Below are 15678 nucleotides of genomic sequence, written 5' to 3'. Positions count from 1 at the left end.
CCGACCTTCAAGCCTCTGCGAAGGGCAGGCACCCAAAAGACCTGCCCGCCAGGACGGCTTCCTAAAACCAGACGATCACCTAACAAGGGAGGGACGCTCCATGATGACGCTTGTACTGCGCGGGTTCCTGGCCGCCACGGCCGCAGGCATCGCGCTGACCTTCTGCACGCTGTCAGGAGACGCAGCGGCCCAGACGCCGGCCACCCCGGCACCGGCCGCCCAGGCGCCCGCCGCGCAATCCGCGCCCGCCAAGGCGACCGGCCCGATCCGCATCGGCGTGCTGACCGACCTTTCCGGCTCGCTTGCCGATCTCAGCGGCAGCGGCAGCGTCGAAGCGGTGAAGATGGCCGTGGAGGATTTCGGCGCCTCCGTGCTGGGTCGCCCGGTGGAGGTGCTGTCCGCCGACCACCAGAACAAGGCGGACATCGGCGTGCAGATCGCCGCCGACTGGTACGACAACAGGAACGTCGAGGTGGTGATTGACCTACCCAATTCGGCGGTGATGCTGGCGATCCAGGAACTGACCCGGCGCAAGAACAAGCTGGCGATCCAGGAACTGACCCGGCGCAAGAACAAGATCGTCTTCGGCACCGCCGGCGGCTCGTCGGACTTCACCGGCAAGGCCTGCTCGCCCAACGGCATCCACTGGGTCTACGACACCTATGCGTTGGCCGCTGGAACCGGGCGTACCATGGTGAAGCAGGGCGGCGACAGTTGGTACTTCATCACGCTCGACTATTCCTTCGGCCTGTCGCTGGAGCGCGACACCGCTGCCTTCGTCACCGGGGCCGGCGGCAAGGTGCTGGGCTCAGCCCGCCATCCGCTGAACAGCGCCGATTTCTCCTCCTACCTGTTGCAGGCGCAGGCGAGCGGCGCCAAGGTCATCGGGCTGGCCAACGCGGGCGGCGACCTGATCAACACCGTCAAGCAGGCGGCGGAATTCGGCATCACGAAGCAGGGCCAGAAGCTGGCCGGGCTTCTGATGTTCCTGTCGGACATCCATGCGCTCGGCCTGGAGACGGCGCAGGGGCTGGTGCTGACCGAAGCCTTCTATTGGGACCAGAACGAGGAGACGCGGGCTTTCTCCAAGCGCTTCTCCGAACGGACCGGCCGCATGCCGACGATGGTGCAGGCCGGCAATTACGGCGCGATCACCCATTACCTGAAGGCGGTGAAGGCGGCCGGCACCACCGACACGCCAACCGTGATGAAGACAATGCGTGACACGCCGATCAACGACTTCATGACCAAAAACGGCCGCATCCGCGAGGATGGCCGGGTGTTGCGCGACATGTACCTGTTCGAGGTGAAGACGCCGGCGGAATCCAAGGACAAATGGGACTACTACAAGCAGCTGGGCGTCATCGCCGCCGCCGATGCGGCCCGTCCGCTGGCCGAGAGCGAGTGCCCGCTGGTCCGCAAATCGGCCGATGCCGGCAAGCCGTAACCAGCGGATCGGTATCGGGCGCCTCCGCCCGCTTGCGTCCCTGGTCCCGGCGCGCTAAAGCCAGGATGGGAAACGCATGCGAGTGTTGGATCGGACCGGGCTCGAACCGGCGGCAGGAGACGGGGGCGACAGGGTGACAGGGCCGGCCAGTCAGCAGATGGGGCAGCAGGCGGGAGCCCAGATCGAAGCCGGGTCGATGGCCGATCAGGCTTATGCCGCCATTGAGGAACTGATCGTGTCGGGCACGCTGCCGCCGCGTAGCTTCGTGTCTGAGAAGCAGATCAGCACCCAGCTCGGGATCGGCCGCACCCCAGTGCGCGAGGCGCTGAAGCGGCTGGAGATGGACGGCATGGTGACCATCGTCCCGTCACGCGGGATCATGGTCACCGAAGTGGACGTGAAGCTTCAGCTCTACGTGCTGGACGTGCGGCGCGAGTTGGAGCGCCTGATCGCCCGGCGCGCTGCCCGTTATGCGCTTCCGGCAGAACGGGAGCGATGCCGCGCCATCGCCGGTGAGATGCTGGAGGCGGCCCGCAACGGCGACGGCATGCGTTTCATGCATCTCGACCAGGAGGTGAACCAACTGCTGGACCAGAGCGCCCGCAACCCGGTGGCGACCCAGACCATTCGGCCGTTGCGGTCGCTATCCCGCCGATTCTGGTTCCAGAATTGCCACGCCCATATCGGCAGCCTGGAAGATGGGGCCAAGACCCATGCCGACCTGATGCTGGCGATCCACCGCGGCGACGCGGAGGAAGCGGCCGCGGCCTCGGACCGGCTGATGGCGTATGTCGAGGCTTACGCGCGCGAGACCCTGCGTTACCCGTTCGATGGTCCCGCGCCTCAATAGAGCGGGCCGACGGGGTCACCGGACGGGAAGGGTGCGGCGATTGCTCAGCCGATGCTGGAGCGCACCAGCCGGGCGAATTCGAGGACCGAATCTGAAATCAGAAAGCGGAGTTCGCCATCGTACGCTTTCGGGCATCGAATGGGGGGCTCGCAAGCCGCGGGCAACATCCAAGGTTGTCGGTCTTGAAAAAAGAGCAAGCATGATCGTATCCTCTCCCGAAAGGAGAAGCCGACCAATGCCGCCCAGTCCACCCGCCGATCCCGTCGCCGACCGTGCGGCCGAGCTCGTCCGCTCCGTCGCCGTGACCGCCGCCCCCGACGACACCGGCGTGGTGATCACCTCCAAGATCCTCGACGACCTCCTCCTGCCCGGCGCGCATACGTCCGAGCAGATCGTCGAGATCACCCGCCTCGCCAAGGCCGCCGCCCGCACCGTCGCCGCCCGCTACAGCCGCAACACCGAACGTGCCTACCGCGCCGCCTGGGTTGCCTACCAGGCTTGGGCCGTCAGCCTCGGCTTCGCGCCGCTCGGCGCCGACCCGCGGGTCGTCGGCATGTACCTCGCCAAAGCCTCCGAAACCCGCGCCCTGCCCACCCTCAAGGTCCACCTCTCGGCCATCCTGCTCGCCCACCGCCTCGCCGGCCGCTCGCTCGACGCCAAGCACCCCCTGATCGCCGACCAGCTCGCCGGTGTCGCCGCCCTGCAGGCCCGGCGCAAGGTCAAACAGGCCGCTCCCATCCTGCCGGATCTGCTCAGCCGGCTCGTCGCCGCCCAGCCCGACAGCGCCGCCGGACGGCGCAACGCCCTGCTGCTTCTCCTCGGCTTCGGCGCCGCCACCCGGCGCAGCGAGTTGGTCGGGCTGGACGTCGGCGATGTGGTGATGGTGCCGGGGCGGGGGCTCGAGGTGACGATCCGCGGCGGCAAGACCAAGCGCGGCCGCACCGCGGCGCTCTGGGCCGCCGACGACCCGGCGGTGTGCCCGGTGGAGGCGCTGCGCCGCTGGCGCGCCGTCTACAGCATGGAGGACGCCGACGCGCCGCTGTTCGTGTCGATCAACAAGGGCGGGGCGTTCGGCGGCCGGCTCTCCGACCGCAGCGTAGACCGGGTGGTGCGCGAGACCAGCCAAGCCATCGGCGAGACCGACGCCGATCTGATCCGCTGGACCCAGGGGCCCGAAATGGCGCAGCGCCTGGGCAGCCGCTTCTCCGCCCACTCGCTGCGCAGCGGCTTCGCCACCGCCGCCGCCGAGGAGGAGGCGTCGCTCAAAAAAATCATGGAGCAGACCGGGCACCAGAGCAGCGACGTTGCGCTCAAGTACATCCGCCACGCCGACCGCTGGCGCGACAACCCGACCCAGCGTCTGTTCCGCCGCAAGACCGACGCGGACTGACGACGCACAACGGTAGGGACAGGGCCCCGCTCAGGACCGAGCGGGGCCTGTCTCGGCGTCACACCACCTCGTAGGCGCCCACGTACAGATAGCCCTGGCTGCCCATGGCCGAGGCCATCGCGCGCAGACGCGGGTTGTCCGGGTGCTCCGGAGTGCCCAGCTCGCTTCCCCTGTGTCCAGAAGCTCGCGCCCTCCGCTTGGCCCGCCCCCTCGCCTCGGAAGGCCGGAGTTGTCTCCCAGATCCAGCCGCCCGCCTACTCCATCGCCGTCCCCGGCAGGGTGGGTGGATGACCGCGGCGGATGAAGGCCGGCTCTTCCAGCTCAGGCCGTGCCGCCGGGCAACGTGCCCGCAGAACCTTGTGCCCTTCGGCGACGCAGGCGAGCAGGTAAGCGTCCATCGACAGGCCCAATGCATCCGCAACCAGCTTGGCACGCTCGAAGGCCGCTCCTTCCTCACGGAACCGCAACGTCACACTCATCGATACCTCCTCATCCATCCTGTCCGTCGCAGCGGGGGAACCCTTGGGTTCGCGGCTTCACTCCGTTGTCTACAGCGCTCTGCCGCTTCACCCCACCGGAACCCCTGTCCGGATCGAATCTCCTGGCGGTTCCGCGGGCTCGAACTCCTGAGCGGCAGCCAAGGCGGAGGCCTTGCAGGGGGACCGGCAGCTTTCGCGCCGCTTGATCGAAACGGCGGGATGGAGGCGGAGGGCCAGTGGCTGAAGGGTGGCACAGCTCGCTCAGCCTTGCCATGGTCATGTGACGCCGGCACACCGTTGATCCATCGTGCTGTTCCAGCAACAGGGCGTCCACGAGGTGCATGACGACGCGTTCCCCAAGGACGATGCCAACAACGTTGGTGCGCCGCTTGATCTCGCCGTTCAGGCGCTCCAGCGGGTTTGTGCTGTGTCGCTCTCCGCCGTTCGCCGCGGCTTCAGGAAGGCCGTGACGTAGGAGCCGCGCCACAGTTTGGGGACGCGCACGTCGATCGCACCAGCCCGCGTCTCCCAAGGGCCCTCCCGCTATCCAGGGCGCTTGATCAGTCGCTCATCCGAGCGTTCGCCATCGCCGGCGCCGGTAACGCCTCGACCTCCGGTTCCATCAAGCGCTGGGCGGCGAAGCCAACCATCTCGTGCAAGACGTCGGCGTCGGCACTCTTCCCAATCAGATCCTGACGAACGATCCTGTCCTCGGTCATCGTGATCTCCGTCACGGTTGATGGTCGTCAAGCAGCCTCAACTTAGTTGAAGAATACGGTGACCGCCCGCTCCCGAATGGCTGTCCCGCCTGCGCCAGCTATAAAGGAACGCTCTGGCAGGCCAGCCTCACGCTTCAGACACCACCTGCCGGGGACATGGCCATGGCAGGACTTTCGCCGTATCGCCCCCCTACGACCGGCCCGCCATCAACCTCGCCGCCATCGCCCAAGATTTTCCAGGAAGGTCCGGTCAACTCGAGAGTTTGACGGCTAGAGCGACGATGACGCCGACCGCAGCAACGGTGACGATCAGGGCGCCGCCGATCCAGAGCTTCATCTCACGGAGGAAGTCGCGCATGGCGCTATCCAGGTCCGCCTTGGTGGCGAGATCGCCGGTCAGTTTACCCAGCATCTTGGTCATGCCTTCCGCCTCGGGCGTGTTGCAGCCATCCAGCTTCAGTGTGTTGGCGACAGCCTGGATGTCAATCATCCGTCTGACTTTCCCCACAGTCGTTGTCGTTCGTCGTCATCGACGGCTCCTTGGCCGTGAAAATTCGGTGGTGGCGAACCGCGCCACCGGTTTGGTCCGGAAAGCGAGGCGAGTGTTGCACGTCATCAAGGGCTGCGGAGGAGCGTAAGCGGGGCCGCATGCGCTTTTCGCATAACTCGCGTTGCTCACCCCGTTGATGTCAGCGCAGCGCCGCTCTATGCCGCGCTGCCCTTGCGGTCAGGGCACCGCTTGCAGACGGGTCTTCGGGAAATACGCGGTGCGCGGACTGGCACAGGACACTGGTCTGGTCATTCTCACACGCCCGGAACACCCCAATCCTCGGCCTCGTGGTCGGGCATCGGCGACGAACGAGCACCTGGAGGATCTCTTCAGGTTCCGCCAAGCGACCGGCAGCACAGGCGACCTCGCGGGCAGCCAGAACATAGAGGACCTGCTGAGCGGTGCCGCAGAGTTCAGCCAGGGTCTGCATGAGCCGTTCAGAGCGGTTCGCCGCGTCCTTGGCACCGCTCAAGGCACCGTCAGCTTGTCGATCCGGGCAGAGTGAACACACAGCGGACGGCAGCAGTCTGCTGATTACGCGGTCAGCGGCGCGCCGACGGTCCAAACCTGGAGTCGTCCGGGTACGAGCCTCTCGATAATCGGCAGAAGGGCGGTGGTCGCGCGAAGGTGGAACCGGTCCTGGCAACCAGCCAACCGACAAGTTGACGGCACCTCCCGTGCTCATCGCCACCATTTGAAGCGGCCGGAATGCCTTGGGCGGATCATGCCCGGGAGATAGGGGCGTGGGAAAGGGGCCAAAACGGCTAAAACCGGGCCGAAATATGGACCAACACATTGACGCAAAACGAAAGTAGCCGACTTTCTTCCGGAAATCCCGTGCATCTCAATGCAAAGGTGTGATCGAAATTTTCACCCTCTCCCTACCAGGGCGACACTCCATGGCCGAGCCGCTGCCGAACGTCCAACTGACAACCCAAGGTCGCGATTGATGCCGCGAGGCGCAGCCATCAGCCAAGCCTGCGACGCTGACCTGTATCGATGCCCCACTGCTGCGTCGTGTCCGCTGGCCTTCTGGATTCCGCGAGTGTGTCAACGCAGGCGTTTGCACCCCTGTAGCTGCTGGTTTGACCGCGCCCTGCTGTTCGCTGCTGCCCTGCAGATCAAAGGCAGACCCGCGTCAAGCCCCTGAATATCCGTGAGAAACGACCATTCTGTGGCGCGTCCGCTTTGAACCATCAGTCGTTGAGGCCCTGATCTAGCCGACAGCCTGGCCGACGTCCTGGTCACACTGAGCAGCTAAGAAAAGTGATCAAGATCGCGCGGCGCCGAAGGCGTCGCGCCGCGAATTTTCAGGCCACCCGACTGGCCAGAAACCACGCGCAGGGGTGGTGGTGATCCGCCACCAAGGCTCCGCTGAGAGCGGATGAATGGCCGCCACCCAGACGCAGGAGGGCGTCATGGGCGGACCATGTGGCAGGCAGAACACCGCCGTCGCACCAGCCGTGCAACGCCGTCGCACCAGCCGTCGCACCAGTCGAATCAACGGGAGCAACGCACAGCACCAGTCGCACCCTGGGAGCACTAAAGCGAGCAACGGACGTCGCAACGCCGTCGCCACGCCCAGTGCAACGTCGTCGCACCGGCCGTCGCAACGGGAGCTACGGCCGATGCACTGGACGTCGCTACGCGGCGTAGCACCCAACCGTGAAATCCGTTGCCGAGGTTCATCCAGTGGCCGGAGATCGAGAAGCGGCTACGCTGGCAGTGGCGCTACCCACGGTCGACCAGCTGGCGGGTCGACGAGACCTACGTGAAAGTGGGCGGCAAGTGGACCTACCTGTACCGGGCTGTCGACAAGCATGGCAACACCATCGACTTCCACCTCTCTCCCGTGTGGAACACCGCCGCCACCAAGCGCTTCCTGTCCAAGGCACTCAACGGTCTGAGTGGCTGTTTGTGGATGTCATGCGGGGGCTGCCTGGGTGACGAGCCGCTTCAGGCGACGTGAGAGGATCGAGATGAAGGCGATCTCGATGAAAGCGACGAGGTGCTCCTTCGTCCGCTCAACAATGGTGTTCAATCGTCGATAGCGGCTCAGCCATCCAAAGGAGCGCTCCACGACCCAGGCGATTTCGGTGGGAATGAACACGCCGTCGCGCCCTCTGGCGATCGGCTGAATGGTGATGCCAAGCGCCTCCCCGGCTTTGGCCAAGCGCTGGCCGCGATAGCCCAGGTCACCAATGGCCGGGCCATGGAAACCGCGGCCGGCGATCTCCCGCAGGACCGGGACGATGCCCTTGGTGTCGTGCACGTTGGCCGGCGCTGCATCAATCGCCAGCGGAATGCCGTACTTCTCGACGGCAATATGGACCTTCACGCCGCGGATCTTCTTGCCGCCGTCCACGCCCCGCGCGAAGCAGCTCGGGGCCGAAGGGCAGGTGCGGCTGTCGATCACCACTGTGCTCGGCTCGGCCGTATCGCCGCAGGCCAGCCGCCAAGTGCGGCGCAGCCGGTCGAGAAGGCGGCGCCACAACCCGAGCCGGGTCCAGCGGGCAAACAGAGTGTACAGCGTGCCGAACGGGATGCCGGAGAGCTGACCGATGGCGCCATTGCATGCCGCAGAAGCACACGCACCACACCGCCATGATCGCCTTGCGCAGGGTAGTGCCGGTGAGTGCTGGCTTCGAGCCGGATCGCGTTGTCCGCGTCCTCTCCGCCGCCATGGTTGTTAACTCCGTCAGCACCTCATCCACAAAGGCATCGACATTCGAGAACGCGTCCCAGGAAGCGGGCATGGTGCTTGCGGGACGAACGGCGCTGCCCATAGACTGCTGACCCAAGGCTGTTGACGACGCTCACAGCCCTACCAGATGGGCCACCCGGCGCAACACCCCTGTTCATCTTAAAGTAGCATCCCGCGCAGCACCGGTCAGGACGAGCCCGTCACGAACAAGCTCTCAAACATAATCGAGAGACTCCGATCAAACGGGCATCGGTCGGCCGGTAGTCCATGAAGGATCCCCAGCTGCCGCGCCATTGAGGGCCAAGCTTTGAGCAAATCGAATCCCGACAGATCGACTGCCGGCACGCCGGGGATCGCGGTCATCACCAAACAAGCCCCTTCCTCACCGTCACGCCAGTCGACGACTTCCGGGCAGGCTACGCATTGGCCATGGAGCCAGGCGAGCCGGTCACGTTCACCGGCCAGTTCCGCGGACCACGCAGCTGGCGCGATCTTCGCAAACGCGCGCCCATCGCCCCGTTGATAGACAAGATCGCCCGATTCACCAGACCTGACGGAGACCCAGTCGAAGCGCCTGCGGTCTAGTAGTGCATGCGTCCAGTCCAATTGTTCTCATCCTCTGATAGGCTGCACCCCGAATCAGGACACTTATAGTCCAGAGCACGTAAGTCTGCAGCCCCGAAACTTCGGCAGGATTGTATCCACTGACATAGACAAATAGTGATTTGCCTCAAACTGGGTGTGCATCGGCCTGCAACACTGGGCCAGTTTCAGGGGTGATCGGCGTCCAATAACCAGCCACCCCTGATCTGGCAGACTACCACCCTGGGTTTGGACGACAGGGTGGCGGACAGGGATGTTGACGGTGGAGACGATCGCACGGATACGACGCGAGCACGCGAAGGGGAAAAGCATCCGGGCCATTGCCCGGTCGCTGAAGGTGTCGCGGGAGACGGTGACGAAATACCTGCGCTCGGGCGAGACGGCGCCGCGCTACGAACGCCAGCACCAGCCGCTTCCGAAGTTGGCCGGGTTCCAGGAGGAGCTGGAACGGCTGATCACGGAGAACGAGCGGCGGCCGGTGCGTGACCGGCTCGATTATCTGGGGCTCTTCGGACGGCTGAAGGATGCCGGGTTCCAGGGCGGCTACGACACGGTGCGGCGCTACATCAAGCGCTTCAAGCAGCGCCAGCCGCCGAGTGGGCCGGTGAACGCCTACGTTCCGCTCACCTTTGCCCCGGCCGAGGCGTACCAGTTCGACTGGGCGGAAGAGTGGATCATCCTGGACGGCGTGACGACCAAGGTGCAGGTGGCCCATGCCCGCCTGTGCCACAGCCGCATGCCGTTCGTGGCGGTCTACCCGCGCCAGACCCAGGAGATGGTGTTCGACGCCCACGCCCGTGCCGCGGCCTTCTACGGCGGCCTGTGCGAGCGCGGCATCTACGACAACATGAAGACGGCGGTGGACGCCGTATTTGTCGGCAAAGAGCGCCGCTTCAACCGCCGCTTCGCCCAGATGTGCTCGCATTACCTGGTCGAGCCGGTGGCCTGCACCCCGGCTTCGGGCTGGGAAAAGGGCCAGGTCGAGAACCAGGTCGGCACCTTGCGCCAGCGGCTGTTCACGCCGCGCCTGCGCGCCAAGACGCTGGAAGAGGTGAACGACCGCCTGCACGACGAGGTGATCGTCTGGGCCCAACAGACGCCGCATCCAGAGGATAGGAGCCGGACGGTGTGGGAGGTGTTCCAGGCGGAGCGGCCGGCGTTGATCACCGTGAGCGATCCTTTCGACGGCTTCCACGAGGCCACGCTCAGCGTCTCGAAAACCTGCCTGATCCACTTTGACCGCAACCGCTACAGCGTGGCCGCGATCGCCGCCGGCAAGCCGGTGCAGGTCCGCGCCTACGCGACACGGATCGTGGTGTGGTTCAACGGCGCGATCGTCGCCGAGCACCCACGAGCTTTCGGGCACGGCCACACGCGGTACAATCCGCTGCACTACCTGCCGGTTCTCGTCCGCAAGCCGGGGGCGCTGCGCAACGGGGCGCCGTTCCGGGACTGGGATTTGCCGCCAGCCCTGGCGACGGTGCGGACCCGCCTGGGCCGCGGCGACGACGCTGACCGGCAGTTCGTTGGCGTGCTCGCCGCCATCCTCACCGATGGCCTGGAGGCGGTGGAGGTCGCCTGCCGCGAGGCACTGGCGAGCGGTACGCACAGCCGGGACGTGATCCTGAACATCCTCGCCCGGCGCCACGACGTCACACCGGCACCGGCCATGGCGGTGCCGACGGCGTTGACGCTGTCCATCGAGCCGGCCGCCGACTGCGGGCGCTACGACCGCCTGCGCGCGGTGCGGGAGGGCTGCCATGGAACGGCATGAGCTGATGGCGCTGATGGCCGAGCTCAGCTTGGCCGGCATGCGTGCCGCCTACGACGAGGTGATGAGCGACGGGCTGAAGCGGCAGCGCACCGTCCAGCAGATCCTGGGCGATCTGCTGGCGGCGGAGCGGGCGGAGAAGCAGGCGCGCTCGATCCGTTACCAGCTCGGCGCCGCCAAGCTGCCCCTGGCCAAGACGCTGGCCGAGTTCGACTTCACCGCCAGTCCCCTCAACGAGGGGCTGGTGCGCGACCTGCACGATGGCGGCTTTCTGGAAACCCAGCGCAACGCCGTGTTCATCGGGGGAACCGGGACCGGCAAGACGCACATGTGCATCGCCATTACGGCCAACTGCGTGCGCCGCGGCGCCCGTGCCCGGTTCTTCAACGTCATCGACCTGGTGAACCGGCTGGAGGCCGAAGCCCGGATCGGGCAGGCGGGCAAGCTCGCTGACCAGTTGACCCGCGTTGATCTCGTGGTGCTGGACGAACTCGGCTACCTGCCGTTCTCACAGAGTGGCGGCCAACTGCTGTTCCACGCGCTCAGCCAGTTGTACTCGCGGACCTCGGTGTTGATCACCACCAACTTGAGCTTCGCTGAATGGCCAACGGTGTTCGCTGGCGACGCCAAGATGACCACCGCTTTGCTCGACCGGCTGACGCATCACTGCGACATCCTGGAAACCGGCAACGAGAGCTGGCGGTTCAAGAACCGCTCCTGATCCAAAGCCCTCCCCCCGTCCGTTGCCCAGGGGGGCCCACAGGCCCCTCCCACACGCGCCGCTGCGTCAGCCATGAGGGCACTCCGCGGCGCGCGCGGGACCCTCCCGTGGACTCCCTGGACAACAGGTTCTGCAACCGCAAGCGTGGCTGGAAATTGCAAGCCGATGCCGGCTGGAAATTGGAAGCCGGTTGACACAGGGCCGGATTGGTGAACTCCACCTGCAGGTTCGCCGCTTCCGGTGTGCGGCGGCGGACTGTGCCCGCCGCATCTTCGCCGAGCCGCTGCCCACGGTGGCGGCCCCTCGGGTCCGGCGCACCCGGCGGCTTGCCGAGGCGCAGCGCGCCATTGCGCTGAGTGCCGGCGGAAATCCCGGCGCCCGGCTATCCACCCGGCTCGCCATGCCAGTCAGTGGCGACACACTGCTCCGCCTGATCCGCGCGGTGCCCGTGGCGCCGGTCTCGACACCTCGGATCATCGGAATCGATGACTGGGCTTGGCGCCGGGGCAAGCGTTACGGCACCATCGTCGTCGATCTCGAGCGTAACCGCCCCATTGACCTTCTACCCGACCGTCAGGCCGACACCATTGCCGCATGGCTGAAAGCCCATCCTGGCGTCGAGATTGTCGCCCGTGACCGTGCCGGCGCCTACGCCGATGGCGTCCGCCAAGGCGCCCCCTCCGCCGTCCAGACCGCAGATCGCTGGCATCTCCTGCACAATGTGACCGACGCCCTGCGGGAGATCCTCACCGGTCATCATCGCGACCTTCGGGCTGCCGCCAAGCTGGCTGTCGCTCCGGTGGAAGAAACTGAGCAGGAACTGCTCCTGACGCCGTCGGATGAGGTTTCCAGGCCACCAACCCGGCGAGAGCAGCGGAGCGCTGCCCTTCATGCCGCCCGTCATACCCGCTACAAAGAAGTCGTCGCGCTGAAAGCTCGCGGGTGGTCGCAAACGCGCATCGCTGAAACGCTCCACCTCGACCGCAAGACGGTGCGGGTGTGGCTGCGATCCGGGCAGCCGCCGGCATGGCGTCAACCGACCAAGGGGAGTCGGCTTGATCCGTTCCTTGATCACCTGCGGCAACGCTGGGATGACGGCTGCCACAACGCCGCTCAGCTCTGGCGGGAGATCAAGTCCCGCGGCTTCACCGGTCAGCGAACGCTGGTCCGGGACTGGGCACGGCCCCTGCGACAGGCCGTACAAAGCGCCGCGTCCATGGCATCGGCATCATGGCCGGCACCGTCGCGCCGACGGGCTGCATGGTTGGTAATCGCCGACGAGCAGGAGATCGACCCGACCGAACAGGTCTTCGTCTCGGCCCTGATCGCCCGTTCGCCGGAACTGGGACGAACCATCACCGTGGCCCGTGCCTTTCGGGCGATGGTCCGAGGACAACGAGCCGGAGAGCTGGACAACTGGCTGTTGACGGCGGAGGGCACCCCCTTGGCGGGCTTTGCCAATGGCTTGAAGCGCGATCTTGCTGCGGTACGGGCGGCTCTGTCCCTGCCGTGGAGCACTGGGCCGGTGGAGGGGCAGATCAGCAGGCTGAAGACGATCAAGCGGACGATGAACGGCCGCGGCGGCTTCGATCTGCTGCGTCATCGCGTGCTTGAGGCTGCCTGAATGCCCACGCCTAGGCTGCTACCCTGCACCGAGAATGCGGATGGGCCAAACTTCGTTCGGCCTTTACACGGCCCCGCTCGTCCAGGCTCGGACGCAGAAGGGCGTACTGGCGACGCAGCGCGGATTCATCGATCATGTCGCCGAGTCTACCGGCCCCCACTCCCGCTGAGAATCCCCAACCGCACAGAAAGCCCGGTCGATTCATCTATTTTGGCTCGGCTCCTTAGGGTGGTATCAACGGCACACGGCTTCTACGCCGAACTGCAAGCCACCGCCAATCCCGCATCCCTGCACCACGCTGACGTGGCCCCGTCACGGTGGTTGCTTCACTTGTCGGTGGATGCCCACGGCACGACAGTCGGAGTGTCGCCGATGTCGATTCGCATCAAATCCGTTCCGACAACGATCCGCCCCTCGGGCCACTGGCCCTGCGCCCGCTGCTTCAGTGCGGCGTCGGTGTTGGTTTCATCCTGCGGGCCGGGTCGGGAGATGTGCGAGAAGACGGCGAGTTTCGGATTGGCTTGCGCGAAGACCTTGCCCGCCTCCTCCGGGCTGGTGTAATGCGCGACCGACGGCTTGGCCCAGGCATCGTTGACATGTTTCGTCGCGATGATACTGACCTCGTGGATCAGCAGGTCGGCTCCTTTGGCCTCCTTGATGACGGCTGGGCTGTATCTGGTGTCACCGGACATGACGACACTGTGGCCGTTGTACTCCACCTTGTAACCGACGGCTGGCTTAATCGCCTCGCCATGATCGACCGTGAAGGCGGTGATGCGGACCCCGCCATGTTCGAAAACAACGCCGTCCTGTGAGAATTCATGCACGTCGATCCGTGTGGATTCCTCGGTCGATTCATGATCCTCCTGCCGGATTTTCACGTCGTCGGCGAACGTCATCTGCAGGCCATCGGCGACCTGCTTAGTTCCTTTCGGACCGTACAGCGCGAACGGGGTCTTTCGGCCGTTCTGGGGAGTTGGTAGGAAGCTGGTCGTCCAGAGGTCTCCCAGCCCATTCAAATGGTCAGAGTGGAAATGGGTCAGGAAAGTCGCGTCGACCTTGCCGAGCGGCAAATTGATCTGCGCCAAGCGGAGCGCATTGCCACGTCCGGCGTCGAAGACCAGATTGAGACCACCAGCCTGGACCAGCGTTGAGAAGCCGAACCGATTGGTGTTCAGGGTGGGCGTTCCGGTGCCCAGCAAGGTCACCGAAATGGCGGGGTTGGTGTCGGCGGACGGGGCGGAAGATTGCGCGTGCACCGTCATAGAAAAGCTGGCCAGCAGGAGGCCAGCGAGTGTGGATCTCCAGGTGTGCAGCATGTGCGGTTCCTTTCCATTTGGACAGGCTGCGGGCGGACTGTATTGTTCCCGTGGGGCCAACCCATTGTTATTGACGGCTGCTGATCAGGCGGTCGGGCTCGGTTCCACCTTGCGCTCGTCCCGCGCGGCGTCCCAAGCCAGCGCCGCGGCATCCTTGCCGGCTACGGAATAGAGAGCGCCGGGGGCGTTGCGCGTCTTCTGGAACTCCTCCAGCGTTTCGCCGCGCATGGCGGCGTAGATGTGCAGGTTGGAGGTTCCGACCACCGCCCCCAGCTTTTCCAACATGAAGAAGATCACGCCGTAATGGATCATGCCGCGCCAGTCGCGGTCGCGGACCAGTCGGCGTTCCTCCTCCGTCAGGCAGGCTTCTTCGAAGGCGGCCTCCGCTTCGGCGAGGAAGCGGGCGCGGTGCGCCGGCTCCACCATCCGGTGCAGGAAGCGGTTGAGGCGGTAGGCCTTGGCGCTGGTGGCGTGGGTGAAAGGGTAGGTGCCGGCGAGGTCTTCCGATCCCGCCAGTTGGCGGGCCATATGGGCGCGATGCGCGCCGACGATATCGGCCGGCGGCTCGATGGCCTCGTTCTCGTAGATGACGGTGGCGATGCCGGTCATCGAAGGCAGGTAATAGGTCTGGTGGATCTTGCGCACCGTCGCCGACATCGCCCCGCGCATCACCAGCCACATGATGACCTCTGCCCCCTCAAGCCCGCCAAGACGGGCGAAGTCGGCATGGGTCATGCGGGTCAGCGCCTCCGGGTCCTTTTCGATCATTTCAAGGAAGCGGGCGTCCCACTCGACATTGTTGAAGCCGGCGCGCTCGCCGTGGACCTGATGCGACAGGCCGCCGGTGGCGACGATCACCACCTTCAGATCCTCTGGATAGCTTTCGATGGCGCGGCGCAGCGCCTGTCCCATCTTGTAGCAGCGCAAGGCGGTGGGGATCGGGAACTGTAGAACGCCGACCTGCAACGGCACGATGGGAACTGGCCAGTCCGGCTCGTGCGGCAGCAGCATCGACAGCGGCGAGAAGCAGCCATGGTCGAGCGGCCGTTCCTGGAAGAAGGACATGTCGAACTCGTCCGCCATGAGCGAGGTGCCGATGTGGCGGGCGAGTTCCGCATGCCCCTTCACCGGCGGCAGCGCCCGCGCCCCACCACCCTCGTCGGCGACATGGTAGGATTCGCCGATGCCCAGCGTGAAGGCGGAGTAATGGTCGAAGAAGAAGGAAGTGACGTGGTCATTATAGACGAAGAACAGCACGTCCGGCTGCTTTTCGGACAACCACTGGCGGACAGGTTCATAGGCGGCGAAGATCGGCGCCCACACGGGATCGTCCTGCTTCTGGCGGTCGAAGGCGAAACCGATGGTCGGGGTGTGAGAGGTCGCGATCGACCCAACGATGCGTGCCACGTTGTCCTCCTGGAGCGTTCTTTGATTGGTATGACGGATCGTCCCGCCCACCCCTGTGCTCCGCCATTGTGATGCGGCAGGGCGTTGTTGTTTG

The 15678-nt window shown here is 65.5% G+C and carries 12 protein-coding genes and 4 pseudogenes; 8 read left to right on the top strand and 8 right to left on the bottom strand.

The features are described from left to right. Positions 1-100 precede the first annotated feature (100 nt). The 3 genes from B9N97_RS28845 (at position 101) to B9N97_RS28835 (ending at position 3687) form a co-directional block, all read left to right on the top strand. Positions 101-1447, top strand: coding sequence for an ABC transporter substrate-binding protein (locus tag B9N97_RS28845; protein WP_244560986.1), 1347 nt, complete (start codon positions 101-103; stop codon positions 1445-1447). Between the two features lie 76 nt (positions 1448-1523). Further along, positions 1524-2297, top strand: coding sequence for a GntR family transcriptional regulator (locus B9N97_RS28840; RefSeq protein ID WP_085091272.1), 774 nt, complete (start codon positions 1524-1526; stop codon positions 2295-2297). Positions 2298-2532: 235 nt separating this feature from the next. Beyond that, the gene (locus B9N97_RS28835; protein ID WP_143266915.1) at positions 2533-3687 is read left to right on the top strand and encodes a tyrosine-type recombinase/integrase; all 1155 of its coding nucleotides are present in this window, start codon (positions 2533-2535) and stop codon (positions 3685-3687) included. Positions 3688-3941: 254 nt separating this feature from the next. Here the strand turns inward: B9N97_RS28835 and B9N97_RS28830 are convergent, their stop codons facing one another. From B9N97_RS28830 to B9N97_RS28825, 4 genes and pseudogenes are all read right to left on the bottom strand, one after another. Beyond that, the gene (locus B9N97_RS28830) at positions 3942-4166 is read right to left on the bottom strand and encodes a hypothetical protein (protein ID WP_143266914.1); all 225 of its coding nucleotides are present in this window, start codon (positions 4164-4166) and stop codon (positions 3942-3944) included. Between the two features lie 10 nt (positions 4167-4176). Continuing rightward, a complete protein-coding gene (locus B9N97_RS37070) occupies positions 4177-4653 on the bottom strand; it encodes a transposase (RefSeq protein ID WP_432264215.1) in 477 nt (158 codons plus the stop codon). Next, positions 4602-4885: pseudogene (locus tag B9N97_RS37065) on the bottom strand (transposase); the annotation flags it as partial. The gene B9N97_RS37070 and the pseudogene B9N97_RS37065, both read right to left, overlap by 52 nt. Positions 4886-5135: 250 nt before the next feature. After that, positions 5136-5375, bottom strand: coding sequence for a hypothetical protein (locus B9N97_RS28825; protein ID WP_085091269.1), 240 nt, complete (start codon positions 5373-5375; stop codon positions 5136-5138). Between the two features lie 1756 nt (positions 5376-7131). Between B9N97_RS28825 and B9N97_RS28820 the strand changes: the two are divergent. Continuing rightward, positions 7132-7341 (top strand): annotated as a pseudogene (locus B9N97_RS28820) (DDE-type integrase/transposase/recombinase); the annotation flags it as partial. Between the two features lie 18 nt (positions 7342-7359). On the opposite strand, the gene B9N97_RS28815 reads toward B9N97_RS28820, so the two are convergent. Next, positions 7360-7929 carry a transposase gene (locus B9N97_RS28815; protein ID WP_208621298.1) on the bottom strand — a complete coding sequence of 190 codons (570 nt, stop codon included), beginning with the start codon at positions 7927-7929 and terminating at the stop codon, positions 7360-7362. An 80-nt stretch (positions 7930-8009) separates the two neighbouring features. Here B9N97_RS28815 and B9N97_RS28810 point away from each other — a divergent pair, with 80 nt between their 5' ends. After that, entirely contained in the window at positions 8010-8231 is a 222-nt protein-coding gene (locus B9N97_RS28810) for a hypothetical protein (RefSeq protein ID WP_085091266.1), read from the top strand. 124 nt (positions 8232-8355) lie between these two features. On the opposite strand, the pseudogene B9N97_RS28805 reads toward B9N97_RS28810, so the two are convergent. Then, positions 8356-8745 (bottom strand): annotated as a pseudogene (locus tag B9N97_RS28805) (phosphotransferase); the annotation flags it as partial. Positions 8746-8995: 250 nt separating this feature from the next. On the opposite strand from B9N97_RS28805, the gene istA reads away from it, so the two are divergent. The 3 genes and pseudogenes from istA to B9N97_RS28790 form a co-directional block, all read left to right on the top strand. Further along, on the top strand, positions 8996-10516 hold the full coding sequence (istA, locus tag B9N97_RS28800; RefSeq protein ID WP_085082850.1) for an IS21 family transposase: 1521 nt from the start codon (positions 8996-8998) through the stop codon (positions 10514-10516). Further along, on the top strand, positions 10503-11234 hold the full coding sequence (istB, locus tag B9N97_RS28795; RefSeq protein ID WP_085082852.1) for an IS21-like element helper ATPase IstB: 732 nt from the start codon (positions 10503-10505) through the stop codon (positions 11232-11234). The genes istA and istB overlap by 14 nt, the downstream gene beginning before the upstream one ends. Before the next feature lie 190 nt (positions 11235-11424). Further along, positions 11425-12858 (top strand): annotated as a pseudogene (locus B9N97_RS28790) (ISL3 family transposase); the annotation flags it as partial. Between the two features lie 326 nt (positions 12859-13184). Here the strand turns inward: B9N97_RS28790 and B9N97_RS28785 are convergent. Together B9N97_RS28785 and B9N97_RS28780 are read right to left on the bottom strand one after the other, a co-directional pair. Further along, a complete protein-coding gene (locus B9N97_RS28785) occupies positions 13185-14177 on the bottom strand; it encodes an MBL fold metallo-hydrolase (RefSeq protein ID WP_085091264.1) in 993 nt (330 codons plus the stop codon). An 84-nt stretch (positions 14178-14261) separates the two neighbouring features. Beyond that, positions 14262-15584 (bottom strand): gallate dioxygenase, encoded by a 1323-nt coding sequence (locus tag B9N97_RS28780; RefSeq protein WP_085091783.1) that lies wholly within the window; start codon positions 15582-15584, stop codon positions 14262-14264. Between the last annotated feature and the right edge of the window lie 94 nt (positions 15585-15678).

Origin of the sequence: Azospirillum oryzae (assembly GCF_900177515.1) — a bacterium.
GTDB classification, from domain to species: domain Bacteria; phylum Pseudomonadota; class Alphaproteobacteria; order Azospirillales; family Azospirillaceae; genus Azospirillum; species Azospirillum oryzae_A.
Note: the sequence above shows the minus strand (reverse complement) of the source record. Positions and strands in the feature narration are given on the sequence as shown.